Raw genomic sequence first — 12138 nt, 5'->3', positions numbered from 1 at the left:
GTCGGTCTCACCGCGTCTTCCGACGGGGGGACTTGCATGACCGCAGCCGCTGTCCGGTGAGCCTGGAGTCATGCCGGCCCCCGACCCCATCAGCCCCATTCACCCTGTCCGCCTCGGCCGAGCAGGACGCCGCAGGCAGCCCACGAACCCAAGGAGGTTCGCTCCTGTGCGTCACATCAACCGTGCGGCTCTGACGGCCGCGGCAGTTTTCGCTCTCGGTGGCGGCGCGGTGATCGCGGCCCCCGCGGCTCAAGCCGTAACGCCCTTCCCGTCCATCGGCTGGCAACAGCACAACTGCGACTTCGATGGCAACGGATTCGACGACGTGCTGATCGGCGCCCCAGGCGCCACGGTGAGCGGCGCCAGGTCCGCCGGCTACGTCTCCGTGCAGTACAGCTCGTCCAGCGGTCTCAGCACCACCAAGAAGAGCGTCCTCCATCAGAACACCTCGGGCGTTCCGGGCGCAGCCGAGGCCGGCGACGGCTTCGGCAGCGCCGTGGCCTCCGGTGACCTGAATAATGACGGCTACGACGATGCGATCGTCGGCATCCCAGGCGAAGACCTCGCGGGGCTGTCCGACGCGGGCGGTGCCGTCGTCTTCTGGGGCTCGCCGAGCGGCCTGCACGGCTCCGACAGCACCTGGCTGGAGGACACCGACCACCTACGGGCGGGCGCGAAGTTCGGTCTGGCCATCGAAGCCGCCCGGTACTTCGCCCCGGACCCGGCGAACCCCGACGCCGACCCGCGCGACAGCATCGCCGTCGTGGAGAACGACACTCTGCTGTTCTTCACCTCCGCGCCAACCGCGGCGGCCCGGCAACTGAAAGCGGTGGACACGCGGGTCCGCGCTCGGGACGTGAGCCCGCTGGACACCGGCTTCGCCTTCCGGAGCCTCAGCCACGGCAACTACAACGAGGACTCCTGGGCGGACCTGGCGATCTCCGGTGTGACCACCGGCGACCAGCCGGGCGTCGGCGCCACCCAGGTGCTTTACGGCGCACCCGGCGTGGAGGCGCTCGGCGACGGCGGCGTGTTCGAAGGCGGTCCCGCGGTCGTCTCCAGCGACTTCAACCACGACGGCCAGGACGACCTGGCCATCGGTGACACGGGCGTCGGCTCGGCCGTCGGTGGATCCGTCTCCGTCCATCTGGGCAAGGGCGACCTCTCCGGCCTCGACCCGACCGCGGCGCAGACGTGGACGCAGGACTCCCCCGGCGTTCCCGGCACGGCCGAGGCCGGCGACCGGTGGGGTGCCGAACTGTCCTCCGGTGACACCGACGGCGACGGCCGCCCGGACCTCGCCATCGGGGCACCCGGGGAGGACGTGGGTTCCGTGTCCGACGCGGGTGCGGTCTGGACGCTGCGCGGAGCGCCGGGCGGGCTGACGGCATCCGGCGTGCGCAGCTTCGACCAGAACTCCTCGGGCGTTCCGGGCGCGGCGGAGGCCTCGGACCGCTGGGGCGGCCAGGTGCGGCTCTTCGACGCCAACCATGACGGCCGCTTCGGTCTTCTGGCGGCGGCACCGGGTGAGAACACCGACGACGGCTTCGTATGGGTCATTCCCGCGTCGTCATCGGGCCTCACCGCCAAGGATTCGTGGACCTATGACGGAGCGCGTCTCGGGGCGCCGACGGCCAACGCACGGTTCGGCGCGGCGATCGACGAGTAGCGGAAGACCCAAGAGGGCTTGCGAGTTCGGCGGATTCCCTTCAGAACTCACCAGGCTGTACGAGGCTCACGGGCCGGTGCGAGGTACGCACCGGCCCGTCGGTCAAGGAGCGGACGCGGGCGCGGATCTCGGACCCGGCGGCCGCACCCCGTGCGGGTGAGTACGGCCCATCCCGCCGGCCCCGAGTAACCCCGCGATGCGGTACCGGCCCACCTGCTGCGGATCGGTCGGCTTCAACGCCTCCACCGGGCTCCCTCTGACCCCCGCATCACTGTGCATGCGTCATTGCACACCAGCGGATCACCGGGATCAGCAGACGTCGCGTCAGGGGGGTCACTCCTGGCAAGCGGGGCCTGTCTCAAGCACCCGCCTGAAGTCCCGGCCCGGCCACCGATGTCAGGCTCGCCCCTCGCGCAGTACCGCTCGCGCGGGGAGGCTGACGGCAAGCAGGCCGAGGCCGACCGCTGCCGCGGCGAAAGCCCCGTACATCAGCGGGGGTATGTAGGGGGACTCCCCCGTCAGACCGCGCGTCATCGGGATCAGCGTGGCCACGGCGATGATTGTGCCCAGGACCACGCCCGCTGTCGCCACCAGCAGTCCCTCCCAGCGGAGCATCCGCATCACCTGGATGCGGGTGGCGCCGACGAGGCGAAGCATGCCCAGTTCACGACGTCGGTCGAGGACGGTCATCACGAGCGTGTTGACGGCGGCGACGGCCGCGAAGCCGCCGAGGACCGCGGCCATCGTGTAGTTCGCCCAGGCGTTGAGTTCGCCGTCGGTGTTCCGCTCGACGGCGTAGCCGGAGGCGTCGGTGACCTTCCCCAGCGGCGCCAGTGCCCTGGCGTCGCCGCCCCGTACCAGCAGCGTGCCGTCGAAGCCCGACGTGACGTGGGCGGCCAGCGACGCCCGGTCCATGGTCACCGCCGCGAGGCCGAGGCCGCGCCCGTACACGGCGACGACTTCGGGGCTGACCCCGGTGCCGTCGGGGAGGTGGAGCGGCAGCCTGTCGCCGATCCCGACCTTCGCCGAGGTGGCGAGCGTCCTGTCGATGGCGATACGGCCCCGGCCGACCCGGTCGAGGCTGCCACTGCGTACGTCGAGGTCCTGCACCTTCGCGAGCTGCGCGCCGGAGCCGGAGATGCCCTGGGTCGCCGCGCCTTCGAGCCATCGGTCTCCGCCGGAGCCGACGGGCACGAGTACCTGCGTTTCGAGAAGGCCGACGGCCACGTCGACGCCAGGCGAGCGGGCGGCCCGGGAGACCGCGTCGGTGGGCAGTCCGGCCGGATCCGTGACGATGTGGTCCGCGGTGACGCCGGCCCGCAGCTGCTGCGCGGCGACGTGGCTCTCGCTCGTGTGCATGAAGACGAGCGTCGAGGCGAACGCCATGGCCAGCACGATCGGGGTGATCGCGGACGCCATCCGGCGCGCGTTCGTACGGGAGTTGGCGGCCGCGAGTGAGGCCGCGGCGCCGCCGTCGCGCAGCGTCAGCCCGAACAGTGTCGCGCACAGCCGTGCCACCAGAGGGCCGAGGAGGGCGACGGCGAGCATGAAGAGCATGACGACGCCCAGGGCCGCGTTGGCGGCGTCGTCCCCGGCCGAACGGGCGGCCAGACCGGTGAGGAACCCTCCGCCGACGAGGGCTCCGATGCCCAGTCCGGTACGGATCACGCCCGGCCGCAGCCGCTCCACCGACGCGTCGGTGAGCGCCTGGCCGGGCTTGGTCTGCGCGGGCCTGCGGCCGGCCGCCCAGCCGGCCACGAGCGCGGTCAGCAGTCCCAGGCCGACGGCGACGACCAGCGGGATGAAGGACACATGCAGGTCAACGGCTTCCGGGATGGCTCCGCGGTCCTTCAACTGCCCGAACCACCAGTGCGCGAGGCCGACCCCGGGCAGGCAGCCGACCAGCCCCGCGATGGGCGCGACGAGCAGTGCCTCCGCGGCGACCGCGCGGCGGATCTGCCGCGGGGTGGCTCCGATGGCGCGCAGCAGCGCGAATTCCCGGGCGCGCTGGGCGACGGACAGGGCGAGCGTGCCGGCCGCAGTGAAGACGGCGACCACGGCGGCGATCCCGCCGAAGGAGCCTCCGAGACCGGTGAGCGTCTCCTTGGCGTACCCGAGCCCGTGCTCCTCGACGGCGCCGCGATCGTCGCCGGAGTACACCTTGGCGCGGGTGCCGGCGAGCGCCTTTTCCACACCGTCGGCGACGGCGTCGGCGTCCGCCCCGGTCTTCGTCAGGACGGCGATGGCGTCGGCCTTGCCCGGGTGCCCGGCGAGCGCGGGCGCCTGAGCGTCGGAGAACCAGCCCGTCGCGCCCGAGTTCATGTCACCGGCTCCGGCCTTCGCCAGCCCGGAGACACGGAACTCGGCCCGCCCGGTGGCGGTTTCAAGGGCGACAGTGTCACCGACGCCGGCCTTCGCGGCCCTTGCTGCCGCCGCGTCGAGCACGACCTCGCCGGTACGGGGCGCGGTCCCGGAGACGAGCGCGGCATCGGTGAGGGCGTGTGAACCCCAGCCGTGCCCGGTCAGCGTTCCGTCCCCCTCACGCACGGGGAACGTGAAGTCCGGTACCGCCGCCTTCACTTGTGGCACGCGGGCCGCCCTGTGGGCCAGTACGGCATCCACGCGCGCGGTGTCCGGCAGCAGTCCCGGGGAGTCCGACCGGCTGTCGCCGCTGCCCGTGACCAGGTGGGCGTACTGGTCGGCCGCCACGACGACGGCGGACTTCGCATACCGCTCCGCCGGTACCGAGGCACGCGCACCCGTCTCCAGGAGGATGCCGCAGGCGGAGACGATCAGGGCCGACATCATCAACGCGACGAACGTGCCCGCGAACGAGGCGGGTTTGAAGCGCACGGCCGCGCGGGCGAGGCCGTTGGGGGCGAGGCTCCTCACGCCGCGGCCCTCGCCATCGCGCCCGTCGGGGAGGCGAGGGCGGCCATCCGCGCCGCGATCTGCTCCGGCGCGCCTCGGTCGAGACCGCCGGCGAAGACGCCGTCCGCGAGGAACAGCACACGGTCGGCCCAGGTTGCGGCGGCCGGGTCGTGGGTGACCATGACGACCGTGGCGCCGAGGGCGTCCACCGCGTGCCGGAGCAGGCCGAGGATCTCGGCCGCGGTGTTGGTGTCGAGGGCGCCGGTGGGCTCGTCGGCGAAGATCACGTCCGGGCTGGTGACCAGCGCGCGGGCGATGGCGACGCGCTGCTGCTGGCCGCCGGAGAGCTCGCCGGGCCGACGTCCGGCCTTGTCGGCGAGCCCGACCCGCGCCAGCACCTCGGCGGCGCGGGGGCGGTCCCGGCGCTGTCCGGCCAGCCGCGTCGGAAGCAGCACGTTCTGCTCGACGGTGAGCGACGGCAGCAGGTTGAAGGCCTGGAAGACGAAGCCGAGGCGGCTGCGGCGCAGTTCGGTGAGCTCGTTCTCCCGCATTCCCGTGATCTCCGTACCGCCGAGGCGTACGGAGCCGGACGACGGCCGGTCGAGCCCGGCCGCGCACTGCAGGAACGTGGACTTGCCGGAGCCGGACGGGCCCATGACGGCGGTGAAGGTGCCGCGGGAGAGGGCGAGGTCGACGCCGGCGAGGGCGTGCACGGCGCCGTTGCCGCGGCCGTACTGCCGCCGTACGCCGCGCAGTTCGACAGCGAGGGCGGACATGCCCTGGACACCCGCCGGGCCGTCCGTCGTCCGCCGCTTGTTCCCGCGCAGCCTCAATGTTCCGCCCTCTCTCGATCTTCTCGCAGCGACACCTCGACGCTACGGATAGCGGTCACCGCGGACCATGGCGGTTGCCGGCGGATCGAGGGTGGGGTTAACCCGAGGCCGGACTCTTCGCGGAGGACGGAGACGACGAGGCCGAACCCTTCGCGGAGCACGGAGGCGACGGGGTCGGCGCTGGGCGCACGCGTCACCGTCCGGCCCGCAGCGGCGCATAAGGCCCGACGCTAGCCGCCGACGTGGCGGACCGCGGTCCGCCACTCCGGAATCCGACCACGCCTCATGCACGGTCCGGGCAGTTCAAGCCATCTCGCCGGCCGCTCAACTCCGGGGATTCGTCGTCCGGTTCGAGAATCCTTTCTCCGGCCTCCTTCCCAGGCCATTCGGCCGTCTCAAGGACTCGTGTCCCACGCCGAATCAGCCGCTTGGATTGTCCGGATCCCGGCACCGCACCCGCCCGATTGTCAGTGGCGTGACCCAGGGTTCCGTTCCTCGGCCCATCCACGCCCCCTGAGGAGACCGGTGCTTTCGACGCCCTCCCGCAATCCCCCGTTCGGGTCACGTCTTCACCACTGTCCCCTGGCCGAGTGAATCGAACGGGCGTAAGCGCAACCCGCGCCTGCCCGCCGCACCACATCTCGAACCTGTGCGCGATCCGTCGCCCGGTCCGACCCGTATCGGCCCCGTGACCTGCCGCGTTGTCCGGGGTGCTCCACCCGATCCCTACCGAGGAGAAATCCATGAATCCCGTACGTCCCCTTCCCGCCGCCCACCCCTCTTTCGAAAATCCTCCCGCTGTGTCCGTCAAGCCCGTGGTGCTCCAGCGCCCGGCGGACGCGCGCCGCGCCCCGTTCGCATCGGCATCACGACCGTCACCGAGGTGGGGGGCATGAGCGACGCGAAGACACTTCCCACGGCGCTGCGCGGCTGGGCCGAGCGGGAGATCGGGGCCGTCGCCGAGGTCCGGGACGCCTCGCACCCGCGGCGGACCTCCCGGGTGTGGGAGCTCGTACGCGGCAACGGCTGCCGGTTCTACCTGAAGGTCTCCCGCACGGCACGGACGTACGAGAGGGAGACGTTCGCCCTGCGGCACGCGGTGCCCGCGCTGGGAGCCGGCCGAGCGCCTCAGCTCCGGGCGTCCAGCGCCGAGCACTTGGCGCTGCTGACGACCGCCGTGCCCGGCCGCCCGGTGCAGGAGCTCACGCTCACGGCGGCCGAGGAGTACGAGGCACACCGCCAGGGCGGTCTGCTCCTGGCCCGGCTGCACGCGGCCGGCGACCTGAGGGGCCCCTGGCGTGTCGAGGCCGAAGGAGCCTTGCGCGCGACGGCGCACGGCGTGGAGGGACGCCTGGAGGATGCCGGGGATCGACTGACGGAGGCGGAGCGCACGCTCGTACGCACCCTGACCGAACAACTCCGCTGGGTAGGGCCGTTGCCGCTCGGGTTCATCCACGGCGACGCCTGGCCGAGGAACCTGCTCTGGTCGGGGCGCGGGGCCTGGGTCGACTTCGAGCGCTCCCGATTCGCGCCCGTCGTCCAGGAGTTCGTCGCCCTTGCCTGTGAGGTGTGGCCGGACAGACCGCGGCTGCGCACCGCCTGCCTGAGCGGGTACGGACGTGAGCTGACACCACCGGAGCTCCATGTGCTGAAGTGCCTGGCCGCCCTGTACGCGGTGAGCGCCCTCAACCGGGGCGAGGAGTACGACGATCCATGCCTCGCCGCACGCGGGCGGCGCACCCTCCACCGACTGATGACAGGGGTGTTCGCGTGAAGCGGCTCCGTGGCACCGGCCGACCGCCGACGGCCGCCGTGCCGCAGGCCCTGTCCGCCGACGATCCGCAAGCCCTGTCCGCCGCCGGGGACACCGCGGCGGCCGTTCCCGGCGCCCGCTCGGCGGCCCCTCAGCCCTCGGCTCCCCCCGAGCTGGACTACAACGGGCGCAAACACCGCCGGGCCATGGACGACGCCACCTTGTGGGAGATGGCCCGCCGCATCCCGATGGCGCTCGCCCAGTCGGCCCGGCTGGCCTGGTCCGTCGACCGACGCATGACGCTCACGATCCTCCTGTGCCAGGTGCTGTCCGGCCTCGGCACCGCCGTCATGCTCACCGCGGTCTCCAGAGCGCTGCCCCACCTCGCCACCGCCGACGCCCGCACCGGCCTCCGGCAGGCCTGGCCGGCACTGACCGTCGCGGTCGTCGCGATGGCCACGGGCGCGGGTATGTGGATCCTCGCGGACTGGGCGACCCGCCGCCTCAATCCGAAGATCGCCTCGGCCGCGGATCTCACCCTGGTCGACCTCCACATGAGAGCCGAGCTCTCGGCGTACGACACCGAAGGGTTCACCGACCGGAGCCAAGCCGCGGAGATCGGGGCGCTGCGCGCGGTCGACCTCGCCGACGACGCCAAGACGCTGACCAACGGATTCGTCCAACTGGTGTCCGCCGCGACCGTCCTCACCTCCCTCCACCCCCTGCTCCTGGGCGTGTTGCTGCTGTCGGTCGTCCCGAGAGGCCTGGGCGGAGTCATCGCCGCGCGCATCGACTACCGCGTCCATGACCGCACCCTCTCCGCCCGCAACGTGCGCGGCATGATGCGTTGGTGGCTCACCACCTCCGAGCTCGCCGACGAACTGCGCGCCAACACGATGCGCCCCTATCTGCACTCCTGGTACCGGGCGATGTGCGACCGGGTCGAGGGGCGTGAACTCCAGGGAGCCCGGCCGTACTTGCTGGTGACACTCCTGGCGGCCTCCTTGGCGGGCCTGTTCACGCTCGGCATGTGGGCCTCCTTGGCTGCGCTGGCCATCTCGGGAGCGATGTCGACGGCCCTCGCCGGCACCGCTGTCGTCGCCTCCCAGACGGCCGGGCGCGCCCTCAACTCGATCGTGCGGTACGGCGCGGTGATGTTCCACCACGGCCTCTACCTCAGCGACTACTACACCTTCGTCGACGAAGTCCGCTCCACGACCACCGCCCGCGGCACCACCCGGGCCAAGGCGCCGCGGCAGATCCACCTGTGCGAGGCGGAGTTCACCTACCCCAACAAGGACGCCCCCGCCCTGCACCCGATCACCCTCACCCTCAACCGCGGCGAGGTCGTCGCGCTGGTCGGCGAGAACGGCGCCGGCAAGTCGACCCTGATCCGCCTGCTCACCGGGCTGACCGTACCGACCGGCGGAACCGTCCGGTGGGACGACACCGCCCTCGCCACCGCCGACGCCGAGTCCGTCTGGCGGCACGTCGGCCTCGTCCCCCAGAAGAACGGGCACTGGCCCCTGCGCGCCCGGGAGAACATCACCCTGGGCCAGCCCCGTGAGCACGGCGACGAACGCGTCTGGGACGCCGCGGAACGGGTGGGCATGGCCAAGGTCCTGCAAGGGCTCCCGGACCAGCTCGACACCCTGCTGGCCCGCTCCGTATGGGGCGGACACGAGCTGTCCGGCGGGCAATGGCAGCGCCTGGCCTGCGCACGGGCGATGTACCGCGAGCCGGCCGTGCTCGTCCTGGACGAGCCGACCAGCGAGATGGACGCCCGCGGCGAGCACCTGATCTTCCGCAAGCTCCGCGAGATGGCCCCGGACCGGATCACCGTGGTCGTCACGCACCGCTTGGACAACGTGAGAATGGCCGACCGCGTCATCGTCCTCGACCGGGGACGCATCCGCGAGGAGGGCACCTTCGACGCCCTCGTCACCACCGAGGGAAGCCTCCTGGGCGAGCTGTACGCACTCGCCCAGGACCGCTGACCTCTCACCAACCCGGCGGGGCCCGCGTGCGGACGCGGCCCCGCCCCTTACTGCGGTGGGGAGTTGGAGCAGGTCGTTCTGCCGTGGCTGTAGAAGGCCTGGCACGGGCACCACCCCACGCGCGGCACCCGGCGCACGAACAGCCTGTTGCCGTCAGGGCTTGCGGGCCAGGCCCGCGGCGATGAGATGTTCCCAGACCGTGAGTTCCCTTGCGCCGCCGTCGTTCCACGGGCTGTCGATGTCCACCGCTGCTGGGCGCCACAGCGAGGCGGCCACGACTCCGGGGTCGAGGATCTCCAGACCGTCCAGCAGGGAAGCGATCTCCTCGTCGGTACGCCAGCGGCCACGCCCGAACGTCTGCTGGAGGACTTTCTCCGCCTCGGCCGTCTCCGGGTTGTTGCCGGAACGGAAGTGGCTGACGAAGAAGTAGCTTCCGGAGGGCACGCGGTCGCGCCAGTAGCGGACGATCCCGGCAGGGTCCTCCTCGTCGTTGACGTGATGGAGGATGGCACTGAACACGACGGCCACCGGGCGGTCGAAGTCGATCATTTCCCGGGTTTCGGGATGGTTGTAGACGGCTTCGGGGTCACGGACGTCTGCTTCGATGACCCGGGTCCGGTCGTTCTCCTCCAGCAAGGCGCGTCCGTGGACGAGCACTTGGGGGTCGATGTCGACGTACACCACGCGGGACTCCGGGGTGTGGCGCTGCGCGACCTGGTGCACGTTGTCGGCGGTGGGCAGTCCGCTGCCCAGGTCTATGAACTGGGTCACCTCGGTGGTCGTGGCGATCTCCGCGACCGCCCGGGTCAACGCGGATCGGTTGGCGAAGGCGATCGCCACTGAGCCGGGAAGATCGCGCTTGAACACGTCGCCGATCTCCCGGTCCACGGCGTAGTTGTCCTTGCCTCCCAGCAGATAGTCGTACACACGCGCAATGCTGGGCTTGGTGGCGTCGATCGAGGTGCCTTCGCTCGTCATGCCGTCCATCCTCCCCCGCGAGAGAACGCACTGCCCAGCACTTCGGACCATCGAACTGGCAAGTCCGGCTACTTCGTTCAACCGACCCTCGGCCAGGCCGCCGGCCTCACCTCGTCCGGTGCGAGCCGCGCCTTCGGCGCAGAGGAGGTTCTCGCCGTCGGAAGCCTAACCGGCCGGCGCCCCGCCGCAGTCGAGATCAGCGATCACCACCCCGATCCTTTCCCCGGTGCCGAGAGCCGACAGGGGTGCGCCCGGGGAAGCGGCCGGTGAGCCCAAATGGACCGTCACTGACAAGTCCGGCACCAAGTGGGCTTGCTGCGAACGTCACTTGCCCGGCTGTCTCCGCTTCCGTCCGCGCGCCAGGGCATGGTCGGCACGGACCGGAACAGGATCAGGGGATCCGTTGTGATCAGGTCACCCAGATCGTCGTCTTCTCCAATGAGGACGTCCACGTGGTCGCGGAGGGGCGGCCGTTGATCATTCCGACCTCCGTCGTCGTCGGCGGCGGAGCGGCGGACAGGGCCGAGTTCGTGAACGCCGAAGTGCCGTCGCTGGAACACCGGGGAGTCGAGGTCCTGCGCTTTTGACGATGCCTGCGGGCGCCGCCGTCGTACGGCGCCCGCATCCGAGCTCGCCCGCCTGGGTCGAGGTACCTCAGGCTGAATCGGCGCACAGAGGGCAGGGTTCAGGTTGGTGCATCCGTGAGTTCCGTTGGCGCTATTGGATGCCGGCCCAGCCGAAGCGCTTCGGCTGTGACATCGGCGTCGACCTGTGCCCGGGTTCTGTTGCTGTAGTCGAGGGTGTCGTAATCGTCGTCCAGTTCGGCGAGCCCCTCGACGAGGGGCAGCTCGTGTCCAAAGCGCGAGTGGATCCGGAAGGCCAACTCGCGCGGAGTCATCTCACCGGCCAGCATCCGGGCAGCGAGTGCCCGTGCGGCGGCTTCCTGTCCGGCGACACTGCCCACTGAGTAGAAGGCGAGCCCCAGTTCATCAAGTGCTGGGGGCAACAGGTCCCGGACGTCGTAGTCCGCCTCGGCGCGCGTACAGGCGGCCAAGATCCGTAGGGCGGGAGTGTCGAGGCCGGCAACGAGTGCTTCGCAGGCAGCGGCGACGACATCGGTTGCGCGGATCTCACCCACACTCCAGAGAACGGCACGATCCTGAAGCTCACGGGCGGCTGGTTCGGTCGACGACATCTGTCCATGATGCCGCTGATGGGATGAGCAGGCCCAATGGGTTTCCTCGACACCTTCCGGTGAGACGGTGGACCGCAGGAGTGGAGCGCCTGGCGACGAGTCTTCCCGGAGGTTTCTGGCTGCGTTTCAGGTCGGTGATCTCTGCGGCGGGGGGCGTGGCAGAGGTGTCTCGACAAGGAGTGTCCGTGCTCCCGGACGGGTTCACGGAGCCTCCGCTGGGCTTCGTGGGGCCAGTGGACCTCTCGCACGGCCGACGGCTCAGCCGGCGGTTCACCAGGGCTCCGTCCCCGCGCGGCGGGGTGACCGACGGTAGGCCGGGCGGCGGTAGGCCGGGCGGCTCTCGGCACGCCCGGCCCTCGGCGAGATCAGCCGATCAGGTCGATGACGGGATCAGCCGATCACGTCGATGGCAGCCTGATCCCCCTTCTCCTGCAGCTCCGCGCCCGTCTCCGCGGCCTCCGCGGCGGTCTCGGCCGCCTGTCGCAACTGCTCGGACGACAGGCCCTCGCATGCGCTGGGCACGCTCCCGTCCGGTTGCAGGACGATCGCGGCGGCGCATTGGTCGACGCGGTCGACGTACCCGGAGTCCGCCTGGCCCTGGCCCGCCGTAGCGTCCGGCGCATCGGGATTCACCCCGTCCGCGTTTCCGCCGGACGAGCCGGGCAGTCCCGGACCGGCCGAGGCGCCCGGCGTCTGCCGCCCGTCGGTACCGGACGAGTCTGCCGTGTCATCGCCGGAACAACCGGTGATGAACGCGAGTGCGGCCAGCGCGAGGACGGCCGGGATCGTACGGTAGTACACAGGTTTCCCCCAAATATCCAGATATGTGGTCAGCCGTCAGG

At 71.2% G+C, this 12138-nt stretch carries 8 protein-coding genes; 3 read left to right on the top strand and 5 right to left on the bottom strand.

What is annotated here, in order from left to right; all coding sequences use genetic code 11:
- Positions 1 to 166 precede the first annotated feature (166 nt).
- Positions 167 to 1669, top strand: coding sequence for an FG-GAP repeat protein (locus tag ACFXGX_RS09920; protein ID WP_384787364.1), 1503 nt, complete (start codon positions 167 to 169; stop codon positions 1667 to 1669).
- A 396-nt stretch (positions 1670 to 2065) separates the two neighbouring features.
- Here ACFXGX_RS09920 and ACFXGX_RS09915 read toward each other — a convergent pair whose 3' ends face one another.
- Positions 2066 to 4561, bottom strand: coding sequence for an FtsX-like permease family protein (locus ACFXGX_RS09915; RefSeq protein ID WP_384787361.1), 2496 nt, complete (start codon positions 4559 to 4561; stop codon positions 2066 to 2068).
- Complete coding sequence (locus tag ACFXGX_RS09910; protein WP_384787358.1) at positions 4558 to 5373, bottom strand: ABC transporter ATP-binding protein; 816 nt, start codon at positions 5371 to 5373, stop codon at positions 4558 to 4560. The genes ACFXGX_RS09915 and ACFXGX_RS09910 overlap by 4 nt, the downstream gene beginning before the upstream one ends.
- Positions 5374 to 6265: 892 nt before the next feature.
- On the opposite strand from ACFXGX_RS09910, the gene ACFXGX_RS09905 reads away from it, so the two are divergent.
- Positions 6266 to 7147: a phosphotransferase enzyme family protein gene (locus ACFXGX_RS09905; RefSeq protein WP_384787355.1), complete on the top strand. Its 882-nt coding sequence runs from the start codon at positions 6266 to 6268 to the stop codon at positions 7145 to 7147.
- Positions 7148 to 7356: 209 nt separating this feature from the next.
- Positions 7357 to 9123, top strand: coding sequence for an ATP-binding cassette domain-containing protein (locus tag ACFXGX_RS09900; protein WP_384787583.1), 1767 nt, complete (start codon positions 7357 to 7359; stop codon positions 9121 to 9123).
- 153 nt (positions 9124 to 9276) lie between these two features.
- On the opposite strand, the gene ACFXGX_RS09895 is transcribed toward ACFXGX_RS09900, so the two are convergent.
- The 3 genes from ACFXGX_RS09895 to ACFXGX_RS09885 all read right to left on the bottom strand — a co-directional run bounded on the left by ACFXGX_RS09895 (position 9277) and on the right by ACFXGX_RS09885 (position 12097).
- The gene (locus ACFXGX_RS09895; RefSeq protein WP_384787352.1) at positions 9277 to 10101 is read right to left on the bottom strand and encodes an SAM-dependent methyltransferase; all 825 of its coding nucleotides are present in this window, start codon (positions 10099 to 10101) and stop codon (positions 9277 to 9279) included.
- A gap of 685 nt (positions 10102 to 10786) precedes the next feature.
- Entirely contained in the window at positions 10787 to 11296 is a 510-nt protein-coding gene (locus tag ACFXGX_RS09890) for a hypothetical protein (protein WP_384787349.1), read from the bottom strand.
- Positions 11297 to 11686: 390 nt separating this feature from the next.
- Complete coding sequence (locus tag ACFXGX_RS09885; protein ID WP_384787346.1) at positions 11687 to 12097, bottom strand: hypothetical protein; 411 nt, start codon at positions 12095 to 12097, stop codon at positions 11687 to 11689.
- Between the last annotated feature and the right edge of the window lie 41 nt (positions 12098 to 12138).

Source organism: Streptomyces sp. NPDC059371 (genome assembly GCF_042751995.1).
In the GTDB taxonomy this organism is placed as follows: Bacteria; Actinomycetota; Actinomycetes; order Streptomycetales; family Streptomycetaceae; genus Streptomyces.
The sequence above is the reverse complement of the archived record's forward strand: the minus strand, read 5'-3'. Positions and strand labels throughout refer to the sequence as shown.

Excerpts from the sequence above, each read along its gene's own strand:
- ACFXGX_RS09905 (WP_384787355.1), top strand. The coding sequence starts at position 6,266 with ATGAGCGACGCGAAGACACTTCCCACGGCGCTGCGCGGCTGGGCCGAG.
- ACFXGX_RS09900 (WP_384787583.1), top strand. The coding sequence starts at position 7,357 with ATGGCCCGCCGCATCCCGATGGCGCTCGCCCAGTCGGCCCGGCTGGCC.
- ACFXGX_RS09895 (WP_384787352.1), bottom strand. The coding sequence starts at position 10,101 with ATGACGAGCGAAGGCACCTCGATCGACGCCACCAAGCCCAGCATTGCG.
- ACFXGX_RS09890 (WP_384787349.1), bottom strand. The coding sequence starts at position 11,296 with ATGTCGTCGACCGAACCAGCCGCCCGTGAGCTTCAGGATCGTGCCGTT.